At 60.8% G+C, this 25,192-nt stretch carries 19 protein-coding genes; 10 read left to right on the top strand and 9 right to left on the bottom strand.

The features are described from left to right. Positions 1 to 421: 421 nt before the first annotated feature. The 3 genes from BKY59_RS14110 to BKY59_RS14100 all read left to right on the top strand — a co-directional run bounded on the left by BKY59_RS14110 (position 422) and on the right by BKY59_RS14100 (position 3,898). The gene (locus BKY59_RS14110; RefSeq protein WP_076072705.1) at positions 422 to 2,056 is read left to right on the top strand and encodes a glycosyltransferase family 2 protein; all 1,635 of its coding nucleotides are present in this window, start codon (positions 422 to 424) and stop codon (positions 2,054 to 2,056) included. A 36-nt stretch (positions 2,057 to 2,092) separates the two neighbouring features. Beyond that, entirely contained in the window at positions 2,093 to 2,857 is a 765-nt protein-coding gene (locus BKY59_RS14105; protein ID WP_276205523.1) for a DUF5672 family protein, read from the top strand. A 90-nt stretch (positions 2,858 to 2,947) separates the two neighbouring features. Next, on the top strand, positions 2,948 to 3,898 hold the full coding sequence (locus tag BKY59_RS14100) for a phytanoyl-CoA dioxygenase family protein (protein WP_076072703.1): 951 nt from the start codon (positions 2,948 to 2,950) through the stop codon (positions 3,896 to 3,898). Positions 3,899 to 3,908: 10 nt separating this feature from the next. Here the strand turns inward: BKY59_RS14100 and BKY59_RS14095 are convergent, their stop codons facing one another. Together BKY59_RS14095 and BKY59_RS14090 are read right to left on the bottom strand one after the other, a co-directional pair. Continuing rightward, positions 3,909 to 5,654, bottom strand: coding sequence for a glycosyltransferase family 2 protein (locus BKY59_RS14095; protein ID WP_083672160.1), 1,746 nt, complete (start codon positions 5,652 to 5,654; stop codon positions 3,909 to 3,911). A gap of 73 nt (positions 5,655 to 5,727) precedes the next feature. After that, complete coding sequence (locus BKY59_RS14090) at positions 5,728 to 8,496, bottom strand: glycosyltransferase (protein ID WP_076072700.1); 2,769 nt, start codon at positions 8,494 to 8,496, stop codon at positions 5,728 to 5,730. Positions 8,497 to 8,707: 211 nt separating this feature from the next. Here BKY59_RS14090 and BKY59_RS14085 point away from each other — a divergent pair, with 211 nt between their 5' ends. The 3 genes from BKY59_RS14085 to BKY59_RS14075 all read left to right on the top strand — a co-directional run bounded on the left by BKY59_RS14085 (position 8,708) and on the right by BKY59_RS14075 (position 13,029). After that, a complete protein-coding gene (locus BKY59_RS14085) occupies positions 8,708 to 9,991 on the top strand; it encodes a hypothetical protein (protein WP_076072699.1) in 1,284 nt (427 codons plus the stop codon). Between the two features lie 73 nt (positions 9,992 to 10,064). Then, positions 10,065 to 11,012: an NAD-dependent epimerase/dehydratase family protein gene (locus BKY59_RS14080; RefSeq protein WP_076072697.1), complete on the top strand. Its 948-nt coding sequence runs from the start codon at positions 10,065 to 10,067 to the stop codon at positions 11,010 to 11,012. Continuing rightward, positions 10,984 to 13,029 carry a methyltransferase domain-containing protein gene (locus BKY59_RS14075; protein ID WP_083672159.1) on the top strand — a complete coding sequence of 682 codons (2,046 nt, stop codon included), beginning with the start codon at positions 10,984 to 10,986 and terminating at the stop codon, positions 13,027 to 13,029. The genes BKY59_RS14080 and BKY59_RS14075 overlap by 29 nt, the downstream gene beginning before the upstream one ends. 53 nt (positions 13,030 to 13,082) lie before the next feature. Here the strand turns inward: BKY59_RS14075 and BKY59_RS14070 are convergent, their stop codons facing one another. The 3 genes from BKY59_RS14070 to BKY59_RS14060 are packed head-to-tail and all read right to left on the bottom strand — an operon-like array spanning position 13,083 to position 15,687. Next, positions 13,083 to 13,730 (bottom strand): ABC transporter ATP-binding protein, encoded by a 648-nt coding sequence (locus BKY59_RS14070; protein WP_076072694.1) that lies wholly within the window; start codon positions 13,728 to 13,730, stop codon positions 13,083 to 13,085. Beyond that, positions 13,727 to 14,524, bottom strand: coding sequence for an ABC transporter permease (locus tag BKY59_RS14065; protein ID WP_076072692.1), 798 nt, complete (start codon positions 14,522 to 14,524; stop codon positions 13,727 to 13,729). Before BKY59_RS14065 ends, BKY59_RS14070 begins: the two co-directional genes overlap by 4 nt. A gap of 2 nt (positions 14,525 to 14,526) precedes the next feature. Beyond that, the gene (locus tag BKY59_RS14060; RefSeq protein ID WP_076072972.1) at positions 14,527 to 15,687 is read right to left on the bottom strand and encodes a KpsE/RkpR family capsule polysaccharide export protein; all 1,161 of its coding nucleotides are present in this window, start codon (positions 15,685 to 15,687) and stop codon (positions 14,527 to 14,529) included. A gap of 494 nt (positions 15,688 to 16,181) precedes the next feature. Here BKY59_RS14060 and rfbC point away from each other — a divergent pair, with 494 nt between their 5' ends. Genes rfbC through rfbA form a run of 4 tightly spaced genes read left to right on the top strand, consistent with a single transcriptional unit; the run spans position 16,182 to position 19,609 of the window. Beyond that, a complete protein-coding gene (gene rfbC, locus BKY59_RS14055; RefSeq protein WP_076072691.1) occupies positions 16,182 to 16,745 on the top strand; it encodes a dTDP-4-dehydrorhamnose 3,5-epimerase in 564 nt (187 codons plus the stop codon). 4 nt (positions 16,746 to 16,749) lie between these two features. Next, positions 16,750 to 17,811 carry a dTDP-glucose 4,6-dehydratase gene (rfbB, locus tag BKY59_RS14050; protein ID WP_076072689.1) on the top strand — a complete coding sequence of 354 codons (1,062 nt, stop codon included), beginning with the start codon at positions 16,750 to 16,752 and terminating at the stop codon, positions 17,809 to 17,811. After that, a complete protein-coding gene (rfbD, locus tag BKY59_RS14045) occupies positions 17,808 to 18,734 on the top strand; it encodes a dTDP-4-dehydrorhamnose reductase (RefSeq protein WP_076072688.1) in 927 nt (308 codons plus the stop codon). The genes rfbB and rfbD overlap by 4 nt, the downstream gene beginning before the upstream one ends. Before the next feature lie 5 nt (positions 18,735 to 18,739). After that, on the top strand, positions 18,740 to 19,609 hold the full coding sequence (rfbA, locus tag BKY59_RS14040; protein WP_076072686.1) for a glucose-1-phosphate thymidylyltransferase RfbA: 870 nt from the start codon (positions 18,740 to 18,742) through the stop codon (positions 19,607 to 19,609). A 133-nt stretch (positions 19,610 to 19,742) separates the two neighbouring features. Here the strand turns inward: rfbA and BKY59_RS14035 are convergent, their stop codons facing one another. From BKY59_RS14035 to BKY59_RS14020, 4 genes are all read right to left on the bottom strand, one after another. Beyond that, complete coding sequence (locus tag BKY59_RS14035; RefSeq protein WP_076072685.1) at positions 19,743 to 20,957, bottom strand: glycosyltransferase family 4 protein; 1,215 nt, start codon at positions 20,955 to 20,957, stop codon at positions 19,743 to 19,745. Positions 20,958 to 20,979: 22 nt separating this feature from the next. Further along, the gene (locus tag BKY59_RS14030) at positions 20,980 to 22,224 is read right to left on the bottom strand and encodes a capsule biosynthesis protein (protein WP_240500137.1); all 1,245 of its coding nucleotides are present in this window, start codon (positions 22,222 to 22,224) and stop codon (positions 20,980 to 20,982) included. Positions 22,225 to 22,229: 5 nt separating this feature from the next. Next, positions 22,230 to 23,417 carry a capsular polysaccharide export protein, LipB/KpsS family gene (locus BKY59_RS14025; RefSeq protein WP_240500116.1) on the bottom strand — a complete coding sequence of 396 codons (1,188 nt, stop codon included), beginning with the start codon at positions 23,415 to 23,417 and terminating at the stop codon, positions 22,230 to 22,232. A 679-nt stretch (positions 23,418 to 24,096) separates the two neighbouring features. Next, a complete protein-coding gene (locus tag BKY59_RS14020; RefSeq protein WP_076072679.1) occupies positions 24,097 to 25,122 on the bottom strand; it encodes a phytanoyl-CoA dioxygenase family protein in 1,026 nt (341 codons plus the stop codon). Positions 25,123 to 25,192 lie beyond the last annotated feature (70 nt).

Below are 25,192 nucleotides of genomic sequence, written 5' to 3'. Positions count from 1 at the left end.
GGGCGCAGCGATGGTGGCAGGGGGAATGCGACACTTTTTAGAAGGAAAGCCTGCTGAGCGCCACGAATTTACCGTAGCCCTTCGGGGCGACGAGCGAAACGTTCCGGCAACGCGCCCTGCGCCCGGCCCATCGTGCATTTTTTCCAGCGAAGCGGACCGCCAAACCGAAAAGACGCTCGGCAAGATCCACAACAGCCGCCCGGACCGACTCACGGCACGCCAACATTGCGTCGTCGCATACCATCCGCGCTATCGGACCGCGGGTGCTCCGGATGATGTGGCCCGCTTTCGGGCCTGCATCCGACGTGTCGCAGATTTCCGATAACGGCCACGAGCGGTGCGTCGATGCCCTGCACAGGGCAGTGCGGTCCGGAAGCCAATTCGCTTGTCCTGTCGCGACAAACACTTATCGGTCTTGGCCATGCCGTCGACACGTACCGATCCGAACCCGGCGCAAACCGTAGTCGGAAGGGCCAATATATGGCTCAAGATCCGTATGCATCTGGATGCGGCATGCCTGTCGCCACGCGCCTACCTGACTGCAATCTGGTGGCGCCTTCGCGGCAAACGCTTGCGCGCGCGTGCTCGGCTATCGCCGCTGCTAGGGCAATCGCCGCTCGCCTATCGGCTTTGGCTGGCAAATGAGGCGCCGGTTGGTAGCGATCACCGCCCCGGCCCTCGGATCGTCGCGCTTATCGATTGCCGCGCGGGATCCGACGCGACAAGCGAAACCCTGCGCAGCCTTGATCGAGAAGGCATTGGCGCGCTTTGCGTCGGTACGGCGGAAATCCCGGATGCCGCTGCTGCATCTTGTGCGATCGTCTGGACCGACGATCCGTGGCTGATGCCGCTGAACGCCGGCGACGTGCTGGCGGCGGGAACCGCAAATGCCTATCGGCGGGCGATTGCGAACGTAGCGGGTCCTCGAGTCGTCTATGCGGACGACGATCTGCTGGACAGCGCGGGGCGACGTGACATCCCGCATTTCAAGCCGGACTGGAATGCGGAACTCTTCCGCTATTTCGACTATCTAACCGGGGCCTGCATCGTCCGCACTTCCGAGTCGGCGTTGGCGCAACTGTCCGGCCCCGATTGGTCCGCGCAGCTTGTTGCGTCCGCGGCGCAGGGCGGAACTGAGCCGCCGGTCCACGTTCGGCGCGTCTTGCACCATCGGCAAGTTCGTCCCGTACCTCGTGTACCCGTACGGCTCGAAGCGACAGCCTGGGCCGGAGCCCTGCCAACGGTGACTGTCATCATTCCCACGCGCAACCGCGTCGATCTGTTGCGCACCTGCCTGCAGGGACTATCGATCACCGATTATCCCGGTATCGAAGTGATCGTGGTCGATAACGACAGTGATGATCCCATGACGCTGGATTATCTTGCGACGCTAGACCCCACACGCCACCGCGTGCTGCGCCATAGCGGACCATTTAATTTTTCCGCGATGAACAATCGCGCGGCGCGCATGGCGGACGGGGATCTGCTCTGCCTTCTCAACAACGACATTGCGGTGATCAGGCCCGACTGGCTTGCGGTCATGGCGCGCCAAGCACTGCGTGCGGAGGTCGGTGCGGTCGGTGCGCGGTTGCTTTACCCGGATGGCCGTATCCAGCACGCCGGAGTGGTGTTGGGCGTCGGAGGCGGAGCGGCGCACGCACACCGTCTGCTACATCCGCAAGATGACGGCTATTTTCACCGGCATTCGCTACCGCAATTCGTCTCGGCTGTTACGGCGGCGTGCCTGGTCGTCCGTCGTGACCGTTTCATGGCGGTGGGGGGGCTGGACGAAGTGAATTTCGCTGTAGCCTTCAACGACGTCGATCTGTGCATGCGGCTCAACCAACGTGGATGGCAGTCGCTGTATGAACCGCGTGCCACGCTTTTCCACCACGAATCGGTATCACGCGGGTTCGATCGCGATCCGGCCGGCGCGGCGCGGCTTGCCGGCGAGTTGCAGGCTCTCAAAGCGGCATGGGGGACCGACGGAGGCGTCGATCCGTTTCATCATCCCGAGCTGAGTTCGTTCAGCGAACGTTTCGTCGTGCGGTCGTAGCGCGTGCGACATGACCATCACTACGTCCCTGGATCCGTGACCCGGCTGGAACTTCCCAACGTCACGCTGTGCGCAGTCACTTCGGTGAATGTCAGCGCTACGTTGCGTGCGCTGGAATTCTGCCTGGACCAGGTCGCCTTTGCGGATTGCCTGTTGCTGACTGATGCCGATGTTCAGCCTTCACGTCCGGACATGCGCATCGTGCCGATCGATCGACTTGCTTCGTCGGCAGCCTATTCGACGTTCATGATGTCGCGCTTGGTCGACCATGTGGACACCACCCACTGCCTGGTGACGCAGTGGGACGGCCATCTGCTCAACGCCGAGCGCTGGCGTCAGGAATATCTCGACTACGACTATATCGGCGCAAGCTGGCCGCAATTCACAGACGGCCACGATGTCGGAAACGGCGGCTTTTCACTACGCAGTCGTCGATTGATGGAAGCGTGCCGCGCACCGCAGTTCAGGATGCTCCACCCCGAGGATATCGCCATTGGGCGTACCAACCGCGAATGGCTGGAAGGAATAGGCATGCGGTTTGCGCCACGCGCAATTGCAGACGCGTTCGCGGTCGAGCGAACGGGTAATCTCGAAACTGCGTTCGGCTATCACGGCGTTTTCAACATGCCCCGTGCAATCGGCGTGGACGCCTTCTGGCAGGTTTACCGGACGCTTGACGACCGCCGCACGCTCGGTCCCGATTTCGGCGCGGTCCTGCGTGTTCTGGCGCGCGGGCGCGGGGGAACCGCACGCGCCCTCCAAATGATCAAGGACCGTGCGCGCGGCGCACCGCGCGGATAAGGCCGACGATGTCGGTTGGCTCTCCGATCGAAGGACCTGCGGATCACGCCATGTCCAGCCGCCCGCAATGATGAGGACGTAGGAACTTTCATGTCGACGAACCCATTCCCCGGCATACCGCTTGTCGAATCGCCGCTTTTCTCCTCGCAGCTGCCGGGTCTGGCGCTGACCGCGGACGAGGCACGGATTGCAACGGACCTGCATAATGTGGGTTATGCGGTACTCGATTTTCCGGACGACCAGATCGACGCCCGTATCGAGCGGATCAAGGCCAACCTCGGCCCACGCTATGGTATCGCGTTCGACGACAGGCTGAGCGACAAGACGGCCGGCGAACGTCGCGTTCAGGATGCCTGGAAGTTCGACGAGGATGTCCGTGCGATCGCGTCGAACCAAGTAGTGCTGGAGTTGTTGGGGAAGCTTTACGGACGGAGCGCCTTTCCTTTCCAGACGCTGAATTTTCCGGTCGGAACACAACAGGAAGCCCATACCGATATGGTGCATTTCTCAAGCCTTCCCGAACGGTTCATGTGCGGGGTCTGGCTGGCGATGGAGGACGTCGGCCCCGACGCCGGTCCGGTCTTCTACCTGCCAGGTTCTCATCGGTGGCCCAACATGACCAACGCGCTGATCGGGCGGCGCGGCTACGGCCGTTCCTTGACATCGGCACAGCAGCCCTTTGCGGAGGGATGGCGTGCGCTATGTGCGCATTACGGCGTCGCGCCGGAGCCGTTTCTCGCCCGCAAGGGCCAGGCGCTGATCTGGTCCGCCAACCTGCTTCATGGCGGAAGTCATCAGGTGGATCGGACGCTGACCCGTTGGTCTCAGGTGACGCATTATTATTTCGATGACTGCATCTATTATACGCCCGCCTTTTCCGACGAGGCGCTCGGGCAGTTGGATCTGCGCAAATTGACCGCGATCAGCGACGGGCTTCCCCGTCCGAACATGTATCTTGGCGAGGTAATCGCTGAGAAACGAGTGGGGCGTGCGTACGGGACGTCGCTTAGGCGCTGGCTTTCGAAGCATCTGCGTGGGTAGGCTTGTCGCGTCATAGTCCCGGACGATACTGCTCGGATTGCGGGTCGAGCTTCGGATGATGGGTCGGATCCGCGAAACCAACGGTCTGCCAGCGTTCCTGGAATTTCAGGAGCTCTTGGTGGTAGCGGGTTATATGCTCGGGGGCGAAATCGAAACCCCGCGACTTGCTTTCATGGTGGATCAGGACCGCTTGGGATGCGTAGATGTTATGCCAGCCTGCCGCCCGAAGTTTCAGGCATAGATCCACATCGTTATATGCGATCGCGAGGCTTTCGGCGTCCAGCCCGCCGACTGCGTCGAACTTGGCCTTTTCGATTACCAGGCAGGCCGCAGTGACCGCGGTTGCACACCGCGTAATCAACGACTGGGCGAACCAGCCGGGTTGCCCGTCAGCCAAGGCGCGGTGGGCGTGTCCTGCGGCGTCTCCTATTCCCACCACTACGCCGGCATGCTGCACGCTGCGATCGGCATAGAGCAATCGGGCACCAACGGCAGCTACGCCCGGCCGGATTGCTTGAGCAATCATTTCGCGTAGCCATGACGGATCTATAATTTCTACGTCGTTGTTCAGGAGGCATATATAGTCGCCGCCTGCGTGCGTAACGGCATGATTGTTTATGGCCGAGTAATTATACGGATGCGGCCAACGGACAATCTTTACGCGCGGATCCCGGGAAATTTCGTTGAAATACGTGATTGACGCGGGTTCTGTGCTGTCATTATCCGCGATAATCAGCTCTAGTAATGGATAATCGGTCGCGTGCAGGATGCCGTCGACGCATGTGCGCAACAGGTCGATCCGGTCTCTGGTCGGTATGACGATACTGACCCGTGGAAGCGGATCAGGCAAAGGCCAGTGAAGGATCAGGGTTCCAAACGGACCGGTCGTCACTGGAACGCCGACATGGTTGGCAACCAGGGCGGCGCGTGCCGATGATCCACGCTGCCAGACGTCCGGCGGTGTGGTGGTCGCAACATATGGAACGTGTCGAGCCGGTGCGGCATCGGGACATGCCAGAAGTTCGATCAGGATGCCGTAGACGGCGATTTCATCGGGCCATCCGGCATCCACGGCAATATTCCGAGCGGCTTCCACCGGGATGGCGCATGCCATGGATAGATAGTCTTGCGCGAGGAACAGGTCCCGGTCCCATTCGGGTTTCAACCACGGCGTCGTCCTGCTACCACTTGCCCCATATTCATCTTGGTCGGCATAGAAAACGGCATTGGTCGCCGCATCCCGAATCGCGTGTGCATAAGCCAGAAGCGCACCCAGGGTCAGAACGCAGTCGGCCGGAAGCGGAACGACATATTGCGCAGCCGTTTCTTGCAGGATCGCCTTCAGTCCTGCCGCTCGAGACGCCACGGAGACGGGCCAGAAGTGGATCCTTCGATCGTCGGCGTGGCGCGCGGTTACCGTGGGGGGCTCAGTCTCCGTCGTGGTGAGGTAAAGCTCCCAGTCTTCGAAACTTTGCCTGACGAGCGACGATAGCGCGTCGTTCAGTGGGTTTGATCCTGTCAGGTGCACATGAACGGCCAGGCGCGGCCCGTCGATCGATGCCTTGGATCGGAAGGTTTCAGGTTGGTGGATCGCCAGCCAGAGGCGATAGCTGTTCGGCAGTGGCGTGACCGCGCGGCGGAATTGCGCAAGTGCGCGTACCCGCCGACCAGTCAACCACCACCATGCGATCCGTGCGGCCGCACCGGGATCCCTTGGAAGCAAGGCCACAAGGCCACGGAGATAGGGAAGCATCATAAGCGTTCCTTCCAGCTTGGCTTGAGGGAACGCCCATGACGGGCAGCGGTCAAACGGTTCGGGCTACCGGCCGTTAGGCGACGGGGTTGGACGGGGCGCCGATCGCGCCGCCGATCACCTGACTGTACAGACTGCCATATGTCTCGACGAGCGGCGTCATGTCGTATTTGTGGCCGAGCTCGCGTGCGCCTTCGCGAAGCGCGTCCCGCAGGCGATCATCAAGGACTGCTTCCATGGCATCTGCAAATGCGGTGACGAATGTCGGCGTATCCCGGACGGCCTTCATAACCACCCCGCCGCAGATGCCGGCATCGTTTCGCAGCATGGCGCTGATCTCGCCCACGTCGCTTGCCACGATCGGCGTACCGACCTGGAGCGCCTGGATGATGCATAGCGGATAGGATTCCCCAGCAAATCGCGTCGGTACGATTGCCACGTCGCTCATGCGGTACAGGCCGTGGATCCGCGACTGGTAACCCAGGAAGCTGATATCGGGATCGTTGCCGTGCGTCTTGCGGTGCCGATCGGGCTCGTCGCCATCTCCGACCAGGCAGAGGTGCATCGGGCGGTTGGGATGCCGCCGACGAAGTAGCTTGAATGCCTCGATCGCCGTACGCCAACCTTTCCGCTTGATGCCGCGCGCGACAAGCGTGAAGACGACCGCATTTTGTGCGATGCCCATGTCTTCGCGGGTTTTCGGAAACGGCAGGGGATCGATCGGCATTGCGTTTGCCATCTTCGTGAAACGATCAGGTGCGATGCCCTGATTTTCCAGGGGAACGAGATTCTTGTCCGCGGTGTAGACGAAGTGATCGACCGACTGCGATATCCGCGCCATCATTTCGGAGGGTATGTCGGACGCCTCATATGATCCGTGCAACGTCACGACATAGGGAATCTCGGGATCCAAGTTCCACATGTGATAGAAGTGCATTTCCGCACCAACGGTGTGGGAGTGGATCAACGATATACCAGCCTGGCGAATGAACCGGTCGCAGCCATACTCGGTAACCCAGGCGGCATCATAGACAGAGATTGCCGGATTGAGCGATCCGCGCATGTGGACGTTCACTTCGTCCGAGACGAAGATAAGCATCGACACAATCCACCCGGCATCGACGAGGCTGTTGGCAAGCTGGATCGGGAAACTTTCCCCGCCGCCCGGTACAAATCCCAACATGGAAATCAGGATGTGGCCGCGCTGGCGGGTGACTGCCAGCATCCTGTCGAGATTACAGTGCAGGTCGAGAGGGCCGTGCTCGCTTTCCAGTTTGAAATAACGATATTGTTCAAGAATGTTGTTGTAGAATTTTATGACTGTCGAATGCGGAATGTCCCAAGTCTTGCGCATTTCGATCATTACGCGTTCGAGCTCGGTATAAAAACCCGTTCCTGTAAACGAGCTGGAGGACGTGTTCAGTCCATGACGCCTGAAGTAGGATATTGCTTCCGGATCCCAGGCGATCTGGCCGCCGGCTGCAATCTGCAGATACAGATACCAGTCGCCGACGACCCGGTAGCTGGCTGCCTGCTGCCAGACGGCCAGAGATACGGGTGCGCGCCGGAAAAGGCAGCCGCCGACATTCGCGATCAGGTTGCTGACGCCGAAGCCATGGGCGAACCAGTCCGCTGCAGGACGAACGAGGGGCGTGTCCCATATCCCCGCTTCGGCATGCTCCCGGTACGTGTCCAGCCAAAGGTTAGGCGACCCTTCGATATCGGTTTCCAGGATCCGGCCGAATGCCATCTGGACGGTATCATCGGCAAAATACGGGACCAGTTTTGCAACGAAGTCCGGCTCGCAGAAATCGTCGCTCTCGCAGATCCAGACAAGCTCGCCATCGGCGCTGCCCACGCCCTTGCGCCACTGACTGAAAACCCCGCCCGAATTGGTTTCGTTGTACATCCGCTTGATGCGGCCCGGATAACGGGCGGCGTACTCGTCGATGACTTCACGACTATTGTCGCTGGAGCAATCGTCCAGGACGGTGATTTCGATATCCGGGTAGGTCTGGTTCAATATCGAGTCGAGACGTTGCGCCAGGAACCGACCGTGATTATAGTTGGGAACCAGCGCTGAAACTTTTGGCGCATACTGCTTCCGCGCCATTTTTACACGGAACGATATGGATGCGCGAAGCTCTTTCTTGCCGTGTAGTGCCCAATGAACAAACGGGTTCATTCCCGAATTTGCAATGTCCGTATAAAGATCGAGATAGAATTTTGTCGAGAAATCCGGGCTTGGGTTTCGACGTTCCAGCCACCCGACAGTCATGTAATGCGTAAACGGTTCGACCCCCGAAATTCGTACTTCCGGATTTTCCGCTAGATAATAGGCGCTATCGAATTCGGTACGTAGTCGAGCAATGTCTCCCTCGGACAAACCATGGAAGGCTTCGTCGACGCTGAGCGGTCTGATCGCCGCCAGATTTGCAGTCGTTTCCCCGCCCGAACCCGAACCGATGGAACCGGCGAGTGCCGGAAAGTCGATTGCGGGAAGCTTCGATGCCGCTGAGGCCTCGGCCGGCGTCGGGGCCGCCTCGTCGCGCGTTTCGCCGGCGAACGCGTCGGGGAAGAGGTGATGGAAGAATGGATGCAACCCCGAGCCCAAAAGTTCGGGATGCTTCAGTATATACTCAATCGTCTGGAATGATGTATTCGGATTCCGACCCTGTCGCCATCCCTCCGTAATGTAATGTCTAAACAGGTCGACATTCTCTGTCGGAATATCGGGATTGCATTTAGCATAATAGCCAAAATCAAATCCTTGGTGCACCATCCCGCGTTGAGCGGCATCCAGTTTGGACCAGCCCCAATCGGTTTCGCCCTTATCGAAATCCATATCTGTTCTAAATCCCCATGACTCGATAAGGCGAGGCGGGTCACCCGAAAACCCGACTTGCCGCGTAACTGGCAGCAAATCACACGATTTTCAATCCGTGCGTGGCATCCCGGCAGGGCTGGACAGCCGGGCGGCCTCCGCGGGTAACTGGCGAAGTGATGGGTTGCAGGGTAGTTGCGGGGGTAGGCAGCCGATGAGGAGCGCGAGCGGCATGACGATCAGATCGACGGACGGCGGCAAGCCGATCACGGGCCCGCGTCCGCGGTGGCAATCGGCCGTCGTGTGCGGCGCGCTGCTCGCGACAGAAGTCGTTGCCGGACAGGGGGTTCATGCTCAAACGGCTGGCGTGAAGGCCGTTTCGGCGGCCATTCCGTCGGTTTCCCTGGATAGGCGCACGGTCATGATCGGTTCGGACCTGTATCCGCGCATTTCGGCACCCAGTGATCAGGCACGGTACGATCCGGCCAGCATCATGATCGCGAACACGGTAGGGGCAAAGACCGGTCTGTTTGGCGCAGCGGCGCGAGAGGGTCTGACTTGGGCAAATCGCTATGTGCCCGGGACCGACCTGCCCGGGATCGTGCAGCTCTATTCGTTGTCGACATCGGGAAACTATGGCGGATTTTTCGGAGCCCGGTCCAGCGACAACACGAGCCAGCGTTCCGAAAACGTCATCGGAAGCATCAGCCTGGTCGTTGCCGACAGCGATAGACCGCACCTCCACTGGGCGCATTATTCCGAGGGATATGTCCCGCGGGGCAAGACCGCATTCCGACTGCTGATCAACGACGAGAATTCAATACAGAATGAAGGTAGTCCGGCACCTTCCGCCGACCCGTATGATTTCAACCCGCAGCATCTGCTCAACAATATGAGGCTGGATTGCGGGATCGGGACGAGCGGCGCGCAGAGTTGTACCAATCCGTTGTCCATATTGAATAACGGCGCACGGTATCGTGCCGGGATCATATTCGGCGACAACTCGATTGAGCTGCGCGACGGCGCGGCGGCGGCGATCGCGTTTCCCGCCGGCTACGGAATGTCCTGGTTTGGATCGGCAGGTGTCCAGACCTGGCGCCTGTTCGCCACCGCACGCGCCGCAGATGCCGGTACCGTCAGATTGGCGGACGACGCGTTTTCAGTCACGGTCGGCCGAACGACGACGCCTGCGCTGCGTGTCGAGAAGGGTGCGATCCGTACGCCTGCAGTAATCGCAGCAGGTACCGTGCCGGTCATGGGAGGCACGTGTCCGGTACGTGACCAGCGGGGTGGCAATACCGCCGGGACGTTCGTGTTGGCCGGGGACTGCGCCGGCAACACGATCGTGATTGGATTATCCGACAGCGCGCCTAATGGCTGGACATGTTTTGCATCTGACATGACGCGCGGTGAAGCGACACTGCGCGAAACGTCGTACAGCCGGACCAGCGCAACGATCGCGGTCGCCCGCGCGCGGCGATCCGATTCGATAGTTTTTTCCTGCACCGGATTTTGAACATGACCGATTCAGGCTGTTGCAACTTCGGGCGATACATCGTCCGGAACATCATAATCGGTCCGAGGTGCAAATGACGTTAGTCGGTGTGTTTGGCGCAAATGGCTTCATCGGCCGCCATCTGACCCGTGCACTCGTTGGGCGGGGCCACAATGTCGTTTGCTTTGCGCGACAATTCCCGCTGGATTTCCAAGCGGAGTTCGGTGCTACGGTCGATATGCGGCTGATCGACCTGCATGACGACATCCAGACCCATACCCGCATCCTGGGCATCACGCATGTCGTCCAGCTCATTAACTCGTCAAATGCGGCGATGGGAAACAGGAAAGTCGTCGCCGACATTCACAGCAATCTCATCCCTCATGTCAATTTCATCAACTCCTGCATCCAGTCCGGGGTGCAGTCGTTCACGTTCCTGTCGTCCGGGGGCACGGTTTACGGTCGCCCGCAGACGGTTCCGATCGTCGAGGATCATCCGACGTTCCCGCTGAATTCCTATGGGCTTACGAAGCTCTTCACGGAACAATATCTCCGCATGCTCGGGCATGACGCCGGGATGGGATATAATATCCTCCGGGTTGCCAATCCGTTCGGCCCGGGGCAACTCGGCGCGGGCGGACAGGGGTTGATCGGCACCATCCTTCGAAAGGTGAAGGACGGCGAGCCGCTTACCATTTTTGGCGACGGCCTGAGCGAGCGCGACTATCTCTACATCGACGACACGATCGATGCGATCGTCCGTGCGGTCGAAACCAAGCCGATGAACGACGTCGTGAATATCGGGAGCGGGCAGGGACGTTCGATTCTGGCCGTACTGGCAGCGGTCGAGGCGGCCCTCGGTGCACCGATCGCGCGTACCCATATCGCGGACCGGGCGACCGACACTCCGTCCAACATTCTCGACCCGAGCCGGGCGGAGCGGCTTTTGGGCTGGAAGACTTTCACGCCATTCGAGACCGGGGTGGCCGAGACCGTGGCGTGGAATCTCAACCATGGTGGTCCAGCACCGCGTCAGTCCTGACGGACCGCTTTTCAGTTTTAGTACTTCGGCAGCGGTCCGGCCATTCGGCGCGGCAGCGAGCCTTGCAAGGCACCGATCGATCGCGCAAAGCGGCTGGGAAATTGCCGATGTGTCTGGAAGGGCCGACCAGAGGCTGGCAACGGAGAGCTACATGCACGATTCTGCGTTTCGCATCGGCGAGCTGGTTATGCGTACATATTGCGATCTACCGAACGCCGCGGTTCTGGAAGTCGGGTCGCTGAACGTAAACGGTTGCCTCCGCGACGCCGCTCACGCAGGTACCCGATATGTGGGTATCGACCTGGAGGAGGGGCCCTCCGTCGATCTCGTGCTGACGCCTGGTGACGACTTTCCGGTTGAAGACGAAAGTTTCGACCTCGTCATGGCGTCTTCCGTGTTCGAACATGATTCCCGGTTCTGGGACACGTTCGTGCGTATGTGCCGGGCCGCCCGGACTGGCGGACACATTTATGTCAATGCCCCCTCGAACGGCACGGTGCACCGGTACCCGATGGATTATTGGCGCTTCTATCCGGATGCAGGCCTCGCACTTGCGGACCATGCCCGCGCGGAAGGGCTTGAAGTCGATCTGGTCGAAAGCTTCATCGGAAACCGGCACAACGATGTCTGGAACGATTTCGTAGCGGTTTTCAGAAAAGGGCCAAGTGCCGAAGCACTGAACACGGCGTTCGTTTATCAGCGCTATCCGTCACGTAATGCGCGGACTTGGCAGTCGCGCGCCGTCTATAACGAAAGTGATGCTTCCGAAGATATGACGCTGATCGACGAACTCGGTCGTCGATGCGAGACGCTGTCCGGTCAAGAAGGCGAACTGGAGCAACTGCGGACCGCACTTAAACTCGAAGAAGGGAAGCGGCAGTCGCTCAATGATGAGATTGAGCGGCGTTCAGCGACGTTTGCCGAGGCGGAGATGGACGGCGATCGGACCACGCCGACCGACGGAGAACTGGCAAGTCAGTTGTCGACGCTGGAAAGCAACCTTCGGCAACGGCAGGAGGAAATCGAGCAGGCGTGGGCTCTTGCCGATCGCATGACCGCAGAGCGCGATCAGTTGCAGGACCGGGTCAATGGGCTGCATGCGGAGCAGGAACGGGTAACGGCCAAGCTCGCAGACGCTGATCGATGGGTCTTCAGCCTGGCGGGCGAGCGTCGCGCGCTGGAAGACCGTCTCGCCGCGGTTCAGTCGAAACTGGAACGGGCGACGCGAACGATCGGCAAGATGGACGCGGCGCTGAGGTCCAAGCCGGCCGTGGCGCCTAGCCGGAACGCCGAGAACGATCGCATACTGGCTGGACTGGCGCGGCTCGATCAGATCGAGACCGTGCCAGCCCTGCTTCACAGGCAAGTGGAAGACTTGACTCGTGAGTGGGATGCGGACGGCGGACTCGAACGGCATCCGCTTTCCGGGGTTGCTGCTCTGCTTCGAAAGGTCGCGCAATCGACCCTGACGTCCAGCGCAGAAACGGATGCGTTGCGTAGTGCCGTCACGATGCTGACCGAGCAGAAATCGGCGTTGCACAAAGATATACAAATGCTTCTGCAGCGGATTGAGGAAGGTCGTCCGGTCGATCAGAACGCGCAAACCAGTATCGCCCATCTGACCGAAAGCCTGGCGGCATTGCGGGTCGACGCGCTGGAGTATCACGGTACGGCCGCGCGGGCCGTCGAGCAGCTGGAGGGGCTGAAGGCGGAAAACAAGCAGCAGGCTCGCAAGATCCGCGCCCTGGAGGATGCCGTCATACGCAAGGACCGCGACCTGAACTGGTTTCGGCGACTGTATGCGCGGCTAAATTCGCGCGGAAGCGCCTGGGCCGCGCTGTTGCCACCCGCAATGCGGGCGAACCGCATCACTGCGATGCTCAAAAAAGACGGTCTGTTCGACGGCGAGGCCTATCTGGCAAAATATCCGGACGTCGCGGAGGCAGGCATTAATCCGCTGCGTCACTACGTCATGCATGGAATGGCCGAAGGGCGCCATACGGAAGGCCCGGCGTAAGTCCGAACTTGTTGCCCGCCGCCCCAAAACGGGCGGCGGATTTCACCTAGCGTTCAGAGCTCCGTATAGACATCCACCGCCAGACTGACGTCGTCATAAGCTTCCGCCTGACCGTTGTGGATCACATAAGCGCGATTACAGAATTGTCGCACAACGTCCGTGCTATGTGATGCAAGGATCATGGATCTATCCTTGCGCTTTTCAAACAACTCATACTGGCATTTACGTTGAAAGTTCTGATCGCCAACAAGAATGATTTCATCGATCAGGTAGCAATCGAATTCGATCGCCAACGAAAGTGCAAACGCCAAGCGTGCGCGCATACCGGACGAATAAGTCTTCACCGGCATCCTGAGCTGCCGCCCCATCTCGGTAAAGTCTTCTACGAAAGCCTTCATTTCCTTATATTCGCGATCGTAGATGCGCGCAATGAAACGGGCATTATCGTATCCGGTCAGGCTACCCTGAAAGCCACCGGCAAAACCCAGTGGCCATGACAATGACATCGTACGCTTGATGTTTCCCGAAGTCGGCATTTCGACACCGCCGATCAGTTTGATCAAGGTACTCTTGCCGGCGCCATTGCGGCCAAGCAGCGCTACCCGGTCCCCCGGGTTGACGACAAGGTCGACGTTTCGAAGCACCTGCTTGTACGAAGCGCCATGCCTGTATGACTTGCAGATATTGTTGCAGATGATCATTCGACGGCCAGGGTCCGCCGCACATGGCGGCATAGTGCAAGACCTATCACAGTGGCGACGATCGAGCAGCCCAACGGGTTCCAGATGTTATAGTAAGCCGTGATCTGATCACCCCAAATGCCCTTTCGCATCATCTCCATAGCGTTCACGAACGGCGACCAGAGCAGATACTCCCGCATCGTCGGCGTCAACCAAGAGGCCATCGTGAACAGTCCCGAAAACGGGATCATCACATATGTTGTCACGGGAATGAATTTTTCAAGAACTTCCGACATCTCGGATAGCGGCGCTACGATGAAGCAAAGCGACAGGACGAAGAAGGCATAGAGCATAAACCCGCCAACCAGCAGTCCGGGATTGGTAGGGATCGGAAATTCATCGAACAAGACAAGGATGCTTGCGATGAATACGTACGCCATCATGCTGCCGATCAATTCGATAAGAAACCGCACGAAGATGAAGTCGAGAACTTTCACCTGACGGTGATACATCAAGCTGCTGTTGGCAATGAAGACACTGACGCTGCGTGAGACACCATGCCGGAACAACGTAATCGGAATATAGCCTGTGATGACGAAGGCGATGATGCCTATGCCATGCTCCTCAGGTCCCTTCATGAAGCGCCAGATCGTCGCGACCAGTCCGGCGAACAGCAACGGCTCCACCATGATCCACAGGAAGCCGATGTTCTCCCGACCGAACCGGGTGTGAAGTTCGCGTATCATTAGCGCATGGATAACGCGCCCTTGAATACGCCAACCTTCCCTAAATCGCCTCAAGGTGTCCTCGGCCATCCTCAATCTTCCGGGGCGTGCTCTAGAATGCCAACGATGAGCATCCAGCCGATGAAATACAGACAGGTCAGGACTGCCGCGACCACGATGATGCTGAGCATTCGACGCGGAAGCAGCGGCATGTCCGGTTGGTTCGCATCGACGATACGCTCCAGGTAGAATTGCTGCCGCTGCGCATCGTTACGGGCCTGTACTAGCGCTGCGCTCGCTACGTTAAGGCTCTCGGTCGCGAACTCCTGCTCGACAAACAGGCCTTCGTAGCCGCCGAGCTTCGAAGCTATGCCGCCATTCGAGCCAACAACCCGACCGTCCTGCGACGCAATCTGCACCGATAGCGCGTTGATCTGGTTGCGTAGCGTCGGAATCGCAGGGTTCTGGGGCGCGGCGCGCCGCATGAGGTCGAGCTGTGCCTGTAAAGTGGCGCGGGTCGCAATGAGGCCATTCGAAATTTCGATTACCCCCACCGCCTGCTTTGCAGGATCGATGAGTTGCTGGGCGTTTCGATAGCCAGCCAAAGCGACGCGAGCCTGTTTCGCCCGCACCCGAGCCAAGTCTACCTGCCGCTGGGCCTCGGTAATCGCCCTGTTCTGCGCGCGCATGTTAAGGCGATTTACCATCGCTTCGCTGATATTCAGCAGGTTGCGATTGATCGCGTAGGCGTCCTGAGGGGTGAAAGCCTTCGCCGTCAGGATTGCGGTTCCGCTCTCGGTGTCGAGGCGCGCATCGACCATTTTCGAATAATATTTGTACAGATTCTCGAACGAATTGTCCTGGAAAGGACCTGGAAAGCGCGACAGCAGATCCCCCCGGCCCGTAAACCGCGCGCGGATGCCAGCGGTTTGCTCCAGGGCCCTGAGCGCGTCGCGCGATCGAACGAATTCCAGGATCTCGTTTGCCTGCTCCTGTCCACTGGACAATCCGGTCGTCTGGATCAGGTTCGCCAGTGACGAGAGCTGCGGTCGTTTCTGATCGGGGCTCTTGATGACGAAGCGTGCCTCGGACACATAAATATCCGATGCGAACAGGCCATAATAGAGCGCCGCGAGGATCGTCGGAACGATAACGAAAATGACGAACCAGCGCCGTTTTTTCACCCATGCGGCGAACGGGGAACGACGATGCTCCGTTGGCGCGTCGATCGGGACGGATAGCTCGACGCTCATCGCACTCTCGCAGTTCGAAAGAAACACCGGGTCGCTTTGTTGGGATAATCGGCCATCGCGGCTGCGCTAGGCCAACCCGGCACGCGGTGCAAGCGTGCCGCAACGGATGGGTGCCGATCCAGCCCTCTCCCCGGAGCGTCGACGCACATGGGGACGGGGCCATCGGGGCGTCCACTTGAAACCGGCCCTTGGGCCGGGCCGTCCGACGCTATTGTTCATTTGCAGCACACGATGCTAAGCGGCGTGTCACCTTATCCGGATGTCGAGTTCAGTCAGCAATGCAGCGGAAAACCTACACGGTCGGATCGACCCGGGTGGAGTTCTATTCACTCTACGGGACCGTAATGACGGACGAACGTGGTGGGCGCGCTGTTGGGCAAGCTGTCGTTTCCATCGGGTCGAGTCGAGACGCGACCGCCTGAGATGAACAGGGTGACCCAAGTGGCACAGGCCCACGGCAGGGCGGTCGCTTGCCTTATTTTGAGAGTGAGAACATGGACATAGTCACCTTTGACATTGCGGGCGTGACGGTGTTGATTCCGCGCCATATCGGCGACGAGCGGGGCTATTTTGCGGAAACGTTCCGAGCGGACGTCTTTGCGGCGCACTGCGGACATCATGTCTTCGTTCAGGACAATGAGTCGCTGAGCGCAAAGGTGGGCACAGTCCGCGGCTTGCATTTTCAGGCGGAGCCGCATGCGCAGGGCAAGCTGGTACGATGTACCGCAGGTGCCGTCTTCGATGTAGCCGTAGACATTCGTCAGAGTTCTCCGACCTACGGGGACTGGATCGGAGAAACGCTTACGCCGGGAAACGGTCGGCAGTTGTGGGTCCCGCCAGGCTTCGCCCATGGCTTCTGCGCCACCGAGGCGAACACCGTGATCTGCTACAAGGTCACCGACTATTATGATGCCGGGAGCGATAAGGGTCTCGCATGGAACGATCCGTCCATCGGCATAGCATGGCCCGGCATAGCGGATCCGGAAACCCTTTCCGCCAAGGATCGCGGGCAGCCTATGCTGGCTGATCTGCCGACCTATTTCAGCTGGAGTGAGTAAGTCTATGCGCGTGATCGTAACGGGTGGAGCGGGCTTTATCGGCTCCGCGCTGGTGCGCCATCTGGTGCTGAACAAGGGCTACGAGGTTCTTACCATCGATGCTCTGACCTATGCCGGATGTGAGGCGTCGCTGCGCGCAGTGGAGGGAAACGCGAACCACCGGTTCCTGCGCGCCAACATCTGCGACCGTGCTGCGATGGACAATGCCATAGACAGTTTCCGGCCGGATCGGATCATGCACTTGGCCGCAGAAAGTCATGTCGATCGCTCGATCACCGGAGCGGCCGATTTCGTCCAGACCAATGTAGTGGGCACCTTCACCCTGCTGGAGGCGACACGTCGATACTGGAGCGCCCTCGGTGACGATGCGAAAGCGGCGTTTCGTTTCCTTCATGTCTCGACGGACGAAGTCTATGGCTCGCTCGGGCCGGCCGGCCTGTTCGAGGAAACCACGCCCTATGACCCAAGTTCGCCTTACTCAGCAACCAAGGCGGCTTCCGACCATTTGGCCAAAGCGTGGGAGCGAACCTACGGCCTCCCCGTGGTCGTTTCGAATTGCTCGAACAACTATGGCCCCTATCATTTTCCCGAAAAGCTGATTCCGCTCACCATCCTTAACGCGCTCTCCGGACGCCCCCTTCCGATCTACGGCGCAGGCGACAATGTTCGCGACTGGCTTTTCGTGGACGACCATGCCCGAGCGCTCGATATCATCGCGGAACATGGGCGCGTGGGTGAGACGTACAATGTCGGCGGTCGCAACGAGCGCCGCAATATCGATGTCGTGCGTCGTATCTGCACGGTTCTGGATGACCTCGTCCCAGGTGAGGCCCCACGCGAGACTCTGATCGAGTTTGTGGTCGATCGCCCGGGTCATGATGCGCGCTACGCCATCGACGCGACGAAGCTGGAAACCGAACTCGGCTGGCGGGCGCAGGAAACCTTCGAAACCGGCATAGAAAAGACCGTGAGCTGGTATTTGGCGAACGAGTGGTGGTGGCGTCCCCTGCGAGACAAGTATGATGGAGAGCGGCTTGGCCTTTCCACGTCGAAGGCGCCCGTATGAGAATTGTCGTGACCGGCAAGGTCGGGCAGGTGGTGACCGCCTTGATCGAGCGGGGAACGGCCGCCGGCCACGAAATGGTCGCGCTCGGCAGGCCTGAACTCGATCTTGCCGACCCGGCTTCTGTCGCTGCGGCGTTGGGGACGAGCGCGGCGGACGCAGTGGTATCTGCCGCCGGGTACACAGCGGTCGACAAGGCCGAGTCCGAACCGGATCTGGCCCATGCGATAAACGGCGCCGGCGCCGGCGCGGTGGCCGCGGCAGCCAAAATGCTGGGTGTGCCGCTTGTTCATATTTCGACAGATTATGTGTTCGATGGCCTGCTCGACCGGCCGTATGTCGAAGGCGATCCGGTCGGGCCGACTGGGGTATATGGAGCTTCAAAGCTCGCCGGTGAAGCCGCGGTTTTGGAAATGTTCGGTGCAAACAGCATCATCCTGCGCGTCGCTTGGGTCTACAGTCCGTTTGGTGCCAACTTCGTCAAGACGATGTTGCGTCTCGCCGCGGACCGGGACGAAATCGGCGTCGTCGCCGACCAGGTCGGTAATCCGACCAGCGCGCTCGACATTGCGGACGCGGTCCTGACGATTGTCTCCAACCTCACCACGAATCCGGATCCGGCCTTGCGCGGGGTGTTCCACATGACCGCGCGTGGCGAGGCCAGCTGGGCCGAATTCGCAGAGCATGTCTTCGACGTATCGGCACGCCGCGGGGGCGCATCTGCTCGAGTACGACACATCGGCACGACGGACTATCCTACTCCGGCAACCCGCCCGCCGAACTCCCGGCTCGATTGCGGCAAAATCGCGCGGGTTCACGATATCGTCCTGCCTCACTGGCACGACGCGCTTGCCACCGTGATCGCGCGGCTTGTGCCATCCGTGTCGGCCGGGACAGACTCCCCAGTTTTCCAAAAAAGGAAATAGAACACGTGAAGGGCATCATTCTCGCAGGCGGTAGCGGCACTCGGCTTTACCCGATGACATTGGCGACATCCAAGCAGCTTATGTCTGTCTATGACAAGCCAATGATCTACTATCCTCTCAGTACGTTGATGCTGGCGGGTATTCGTGAAGTACTGATAATTTCGACGCCGCGAGACATTCCCGCGTTTCAGGCATTGCTGGGCGATGGATCGCAGTGGGGCATGTCCTTTGAATATGCCGTCCAGCCGAGCCCCGACGGATTGGCTCAGGCGTATATCATCGGCGCCGACTTCGTCGCATCCCAGAAATCCGCGCTTATTCTGGGTGACAATATCTATTACGGCCATGGCCTGCCGGAACTGCTGGCAAGTGCCAGTTCGCGTACGGACGGCGCCAGCGTTTTTGCATATCATGTCACCGATCCGGAGCGATATGGCGTAGTTGCTTTTGACGAAAGCATGAAAGCGGTATCGATCGAAGAGAAACCCGAGAAGCCACAATCCAACTGGGCGGTCACGGGACTGTATTTCTATGACGAGCGCGTGGTCGATATCGCGGCTAATCTCAAGCCTTCTCCGCGCGGAGAACTAGAAATAACAGACGTGAATTGCGTGTATCTCGAGCGTGGCGAGCTCTCCGTTGAAATTATGGGTCGTGGTTACGCATGGCTTGACACCGGCACGCCTGACAGCTTGCTCGACGCAGCGGAATATGTTCGCATATTGGAGAAGCGCCAAGGGTTCAAGATCGCTAGCCCCGAAGAAATCGCCTTCCGGCAGGGGTTTATTGACGCATCGCAAATGGAGCGCGCGATAGCCAGGCTCGGCAAGGCGGATTACGGGCGCTATCTGCGCGGCATTCTTGCGGAATATTAATCAATAATTGCGCCCTTGCGAAGAGGGCACTCCGCTGCCCTGGATTTGGGATGGTCTTCGAAGATCTGGTTCGGTCGGACTTCGGAGGCTGTCGCGTTCAGGTCGTGCCGGCCGACATTGTCGCGAGCGCCCGTTAGTCGCGTGTCGCGACTTGGTCGATCAGGTTCGTGACCTTGCGGATATGGTCCGACCAGTGCGGTCGTTCCCAGCTACCGATGTTCTGGTCATGGCGGACGCGAAGCGTACTATCCGGTGCGGCGAGATCGATGATAGCCCGGGCCCACGCCGGACCGTCGAGCGGATCAATGAAATAGGGCACATCACCGCCCGCTTCCCGAAGGGCGCTCAGATCGCTGCACAGGACCGGAACGTTCAGGTCCAACGCTTCCGTAACCGGCATTCCATAGCCTTCCGCAAAAGAAGGCATGAGCAGGGCCCGCGCACCGGCAAGGATCTGGCGGGTTTCCGCATCCGACAGCCCGGCACGCTCATCCACACATCCTCGCAACGACGGACATCTTTCAAGCATGTCCACGACCTGCTCATTTTCCCACCCCCGCCGACCGATCAGTACGAGTTTCGGAACTGCATTCGAACCGTGCAGATTCGATAGTCTGCGCCAAATATTGAGCAGCAAAAGATGATTTTTGCGTGGTTCGATCGTGCCGATCGACACGAAATACGGGCGGTCCGAAGACGGGACCGCCGTCGAACACGCGGATGCCGCATCATGCGTACCAAGATGGGCGACCGAGACGAGTGGTGTGCGACCCGAGGCCGTTATCCAGGGCTGCAGCGAAGCCAGAGTCGCGTGCGAGTTGGCGATGATACCCGCTGCATGACGAATTATAGTCTCGATCCTGACGCGGTGAAGCCCGGCACCGTCCGAACGGGCATATTCCGGAAACTCCAATGGAATAAGATCGTGAACGAGGCAGATAAAGCGCGCATTCTCGCGCTTCAGGATCCGGCCCACGAAATCGGGCCGCGTCAGGTGATGCGGCGAGGACTGGACATAAATCCGCCGTTCGCCCGTATCAGCCGGCGGGCGTTCGAACGCATGCAGCGCAGCCATCGCACGGAACGCGAATTGCCGCGACGACCGCATGAACCTGATACCGTGATTTTCCCAGCGATCCTCCGTCTGGTCGAGAAAGCGCAGCACCGCGGACGCATTCAGGCGGCCGTAATGTCCGGCCGGGTGAACCGCCGCAAAGCGCAGACGCTCTCCCAATGCAGCGTGAAGACCCCTGGCATAGGCCATTTCCACGCGGTCGACCCCGGTCGGTGTCGGGTGAAGCACGCGGGATATGAGCCGGGAGATATCGAGAATGACAGGCGGTTGCATGAGTTTGGGAGATACCAGCCGTTCAGCGCGCCAGCGTGGCCGGTTCGACCGTCACGGCATTCGCCATCGTCCGCCGGGTCAGGCGTTTGACCGATCCGTCGATCAGAAGACTCAATCCCTCTTCACTGAGAAAACCGCCGCGCACGAGGCAACGATCGAGCAGGACCCGGCAGAAGGCGTCCCATATGACCGGGGACGGCGGGCAAGGCGCCTGCCAAAAGCCGTCGAGTGGGCCTTGATGCGTGATACCGGGAACGCTGTACACGGCGTGTCCGAGAACGATTGTCGGAATACCAACGCCAAGCGACAAGGTGCCGGTCGTACTGTTGATTGTCACGACACCCTGCGCGCGATCGACGATCTTCGCGATGTCGCCGTCTTCAAGGAACAGTAGCCGGTCACCGAGACCTAACCGGCGCGCGCTGGCCGTCGCCTGTTTCCGCCAGTTGATAAGACCATTGTCGAGTGGGTGCTGCTTTATAACCAGCACGCTGTCCGCGGGCGCGGCGCGCGCGAAACTTTCGATCACATAATCCATCGCCACGCCCATGTTACCGAACGGAGAATGGATCCGGATCTGATGATCCGAATTCAACTGGAGCGGGAAAACGAAATAGGGTCTTTCGCCGATGCTGGCCAGGATACGTGCGGCACGTTCACGTGCCTTCGCGTTGCCACTCAATCGCCGGAGCCAACCGAGTCCCTCGACAATGACGCTACCTTCGCGGTGCGACCGGTAGTGTGGAAACCGCCAGGTCTGCAGCACCCCCTGTGTATAGTAGGATACCGCTTCGCCGGCGCGACGCCGGAAACTGGAGGCGACGCCGGGGTAGGTCGGCAGCGGCGGCAATGTGCGGGCCGCTTCCAGATACCACTCGGGATCCTTCGAAAGTGTCGAATTGCCGTTCACGCCGTCCAGTTCGAGGGTGACCCAATCCGGCCGGATATAGCCTTCCTCAAACACATGGATACGCAGGTGGTTCAGCTTTGCGATGCCGTGCGCAGCGCTATGGAGCGGACGGCAGTCGCCGAACAACACAAGGTCGGTTACGTCGTTCGCCTGAACGAAATCCTCGAAAAAGCGCGGCCAGCGGTCCAGCGAGCCGCGATAATCGGTCGCTCCGTTCGGCCAGGACCGGCGATCGCCACCGTTGAAGTTGATGCGATGCACGCCGTATCCAGCGGCGGCGAGCGTCGTGCCGAGACGTTCGAAGAACGGGCCGGGCGGGCCCTGCAGAAAAAGAAAGACTCGCGGGCGGGGCGCCATATGTTTCAAGCCTTTACCCCTTTTCGCGTCATGCGCCGCATCCATCCCTGAATACCGCGCAACCGTGTTAACACAGACTGACTCCCGGCGTCCAAGTGAGCAAGACGTTCGGTCATCCATTCGGGCCGGCACGGCAATCCGCTGGTCGGATCCAAATACCGCGGATAGAGGATAAGGACCCCGGCTGCCAGTTCCGTAACGGTCAGTCGTCGTCCGCGGCGCACGACTGGTGGCGCAAGATCGTGCGTCAAACCCCAACCGGCGTAAAATGGTTGGCCGTGAACGACGACCGGCAGTCCGCGCAGCAGCGCTTCGAACCCGGCCAGCGAGGTCAGGACGTGCACGGAGTCGACCTGGTCGAACAGCGTGGCCATGGTGCCGCCCCGGACAACGCGGTCGGCGTAACCCCGCGCCACGTCGTCGACGATCGCGCCGCGGCGCAAGCCTGCATCGACGTCAGGATGGGGCCGATACCAGATCTCCGCGTCGCCTGCGTAAGCACGGACGGCGGCGAGCAGCGCCAGGTTCGATGCTACGCCCGCCCCGCCGAGCTGGACCGAAAGATCATCTTCGACCTGGCCGGTCACCAATATGCGGCGGCGATCGTCGGGTCGCGGTTCGGTTTCGAGTTCATCACGACCGGCCCCGTATTTGCCGATCCCGTTATCGACGATCGTCCGGATCAGCCGGTCTGCCCGGGCGCATAACACTCCGTCAAAGACCGTGTTTGCCAACAGATGTTCGAGGTCGCTCGGCCGAGAGGGATCATAATGGATGCCGCGCGAGTCGACGGCGATCGAGAGGGGGGGCACACAAGCGGCGCCAAGCCCGACGGAACGGATGAAACCGTCCTCCACCAACCTGACCGGTACGCCCGCCGCATCGGCGGCCTCGATCAGCCCGGGGGGACTTCGCGATGGCCAGGTGGCGATGGCACCACCGCCGCGACGCGCCTCGCGCACCGCCGTCCGCGCGGAGCCGACGAAGCGCAGCGGCCGATCGCGTCCGACCCATAGGAAACGTTCGATCTCCCGTCGTTTCCAGACGGCCATGCCGGTCGCGACCGCAATGCCGCGATTGGCGTCGAGCAGCCGGCGCCAGTCCGACAGCAGGGCCACGGTCTCGGACACGCCGGCCGGTTCACCGGTGATCGGATTCCGATATACGGTCGCAGCGACCAGTTCGGCGAACACGCGGTCGATGACCGTCGGTGCACGACGCGGCGACGGCGGTGCGAACCGGCCCGGCGACCGGACGGTAACACGCACCCCCGCAATCTGCGCTAGTAGTACGCGTTCGTCATCGCCGTGCGCCATCATCAGCGTGTCGGCTTGCAACACGGGCCACGGATCTACATCGCCGATCGTTGCGGACATTCCCCGGTCGCGCAACGACCGTCGGACACGCCGGGCCCACGCCGCGTCCGGCAGCAGCGCCAGTATAGATCCGGCGGCCCCATCGCGTACTGCGTCGTCGACCATGACCCAGGTGTCGGCTGCGGACTGCGGGCAAAGGACGATCATCGGACCCGAAAGCACTGGCGGCGCGGGTGCCCAGAATGTGCCGCCGACACGTGCTGTGCGGATTGCCGCGATCAGCGTATCGGTATCGTCCCGCGCCTCCGTGATAACGCCCGGGCTTCGATCGCGGCGCTGTATGCTGACCGTCGCGACGCGCGGCTTAATGCCCGGAAAGGGAGGGGCGCGCAGCACGGGCAACGGCGGGAACATACGAACAGGCTTTCTCGGGACCTCGGCTGTCATCAGCCGTTGCTGCGCAGTGCGTTAGCCGCGGTACGCTTTCAAGTCACGTCGCTCTCACGCTGGGTTGGTCCGCCGAAGCCGCAACGCACCGTCAGGCCGCGTGCCCGCCTCACCTTGCCGGATCCCCCGCCCGCTTTCGCCCGACGTCGCGCCAGGGCTGGCCGATGAGGCGGCGCAGGCGGTCGCGCGCGGCCCACATCAGGGGGACGCGGCGTTCGGCCACGCCGGCCACGCCGAGCAGATCGAGGCCGGTCCAGGGCAAATACGGGTTGCGGCGGCCATAGGCCCAGATCTCGACGCGGATCGCGGGGCGGATCGACGGGCCGCGGGCGTGGAAGCCGTGCGTGTCGGCCACGACGAGCGTGTTGGCGGGCACGCCGAACAGCCGGACCGGCGGCAGGCCGAGTGCCGGCAGCTCGTCGGCGCGGATCCGGAACGAGCCGCGCGACGAGAGACGGTCGGGGCCGGACGTGACGCCGAGGCTCATCGCCTGTTCCCACGCCAGCCGTTCGGGTGTGTCGCGGTGGGAGCCGGGGACATAGGCGAACGGCCCTTCATCCTCCGCCACGTCGGTCAGGAACAGCCAGGCCTTCACCGTGGCGTGGAAGGTATCGGCGTGCAGGTTGGTCTGCGGATCGGGTTCGGCGTCGTTCACCTGGCTCAGGATCGTCTGGATGTAGGTGACCGGTTCGGCGTCCGTGCTGCCGACATAGCGCAGCAGCCCGCGCCAGGCCGGGTCCGCCAACAGCGTGCGCGCCGCCGGGATCGCGCCCAGCGCCTCCGGATCGAGCGCGATCCGGCGGGTGATAGTATCGCCCTGCACCATTTCGCGCGCGGGGCCGGCGAAGGCCAGCGCCTGGTCGCGCAACTGGGCGAACAGCGCCGGCGGCAGGAAATCGCGTTTCAGGACATAGCCGTCGCGGTCGAACGCGGCGCGGTCTTCCGCCGACAAGAGGTGCGCAAGCCTGCGCCGCCGCCGTGCCGCCATTGCGGCGGCCGCGCGGACGCGCAGAACATGCAGGCCGCGCGCGTTCAGCGCCTGCGATCCGATCAGCGGATTGTCGCCGAACGACTTCGCGCCGGTGAACAGCTGGACCACCCACCAGGGGGCGAGCAGATAACGGGCCGCTTTCATGCGATCTGCGCTATCCCCGTGCGCCGCCCGGCGCAACCTTCCAAAGCGGGACAAGCGGCGCTAGATGGAA

This window comes from Sphingomonas montana (assembly GCF_001956315.1).
In the GTDB taxonomy this organism is placed as follows: Bacteria; Pseudomonadota; Alphaproteobacteria; order Sphingomonadales; family Sphingomonadaceae; genus Sphingomonas_R; species Sphingomonas_R montana.
This window is presented reverse-complemented; position numbering and strand designations above follow the sequence as displayed.

Excerpts from the sequence above, each read along its gene's own strand:
- BKY59_RS14110 (WP_076072705.1), top strand. The coding sequence starts at position 422 with ATGCCGTCGACACGTACCGATCCGAACCCGGCGCAAACCGTAGTCGGA.
- BKY59_RS14100 (WP_076072703.1), top strand. The coding sequence starts at position 2,948 with ATGTCGACGAACCCATTCCCCGGCATACCGCTTGTCGAATCGCCGCTT.
- BKY59_RS14095 (WP_083672160.1), bottom strand. The coding sequence starts at position 5,654 with ATGATGCTTCCCTATCTCCGTGGCCTTGTGGCCTTGCTTCCAAGGGAT.
- BKY59_RS14090 (WP_076072700.1), bottom strand. The coding sequence starts at position 8,496 with ATGGATTTCGATAAGGGCGAAACCGATTGGGGCTGGTCCAAACTGGAT.
- BKY59_RS14085 (WP_076072699.1), top strand. The coding sequence starts at position 8,708 with ATGACGATCAGATCGACGGACGGCGGCAAGCCGATCACGGGCCCGCGT.
- BKY59_RS14080 (WP_076072697.1), top strand. The coding sequence starts at position 10,065 with ATGACGTTAGTCGGTGTGTTTGGCGCAAATGGCTTCATCGGCCGCCAT.
- BKY59_RS14075 (WP_083672159.1), top strand. The coding sequence starts at position 10,984 with ATGGTGGTCCAGCACCGCGTCAGTCCTGACGGACCGCTTTTCAGTTTT.
- BKY59_RS14070 (WP_076072694.1), bottom strand. The coding sequence starts at position 13,730 with ATGATCATCTGCAACAATATCTGCAAGTCATACAGGCATGGCGCTTCG.
- BKY59_RS14065 (WP_076072692.1), bottom strand. The coding sequence starts at position 14,524 with ATGGCCGAGGACACCTTGAGGCGATTTAGGGAAGGTTGGCGTATTCAA.
- BKY59_RS14060 (WP_076072972.1), bottom strand. The coding sequence starts at position 15,687 with ATGAGCGTCGAGCTATCCGTCCCGATCGACGCGCCAACGGAGCATCGT.
- rfbC (WP_076072691.1), top strand. The coding sequence starts at position 16,182 with ATGGACATAGTCACCTTTGACATTGCGGGCGTGACGGTGTTGATTCCG.
- rfbB (WP_076072689.1), top strand. The coding sequence starts at position 16,750 with ATGCGCGTGATCGTAACGGGTGGAGCGGGCTTTATCGGCTCCGCGCTG.
- rfbD (WP_076072688.1), top strand. The coding sequence starts at position 17,808 with ATGAGAATTGTCGTGACCGGCAAGGTCGGGCAGGTGGTGACCGCCTTG.
- BKY59_RS14035 (WP_076072685.1), bottom strand. The coding sequence starts at position 20,957 with ATGCAACCGCCTGTCATTCTCGATATCTCCCGGCTCATATCCCGCGTG.
- BKY59_RS14030 (WP_240500137.1), bottom strand. The coding sequence starts at position 22,224 with ATGGCGCCCCGCCCGCGAGTCTTTCTTTTTCTGCAGGGCCCGCCCGGC.
- BKY59_RS14020 (WP_076072679.1), bottom strand. The coding sequence starts at position 25,122 with ATGAAAGCGGCCCGTTATCTGCTCGCCCCCTGGTGGGTGGTCCAGCTG.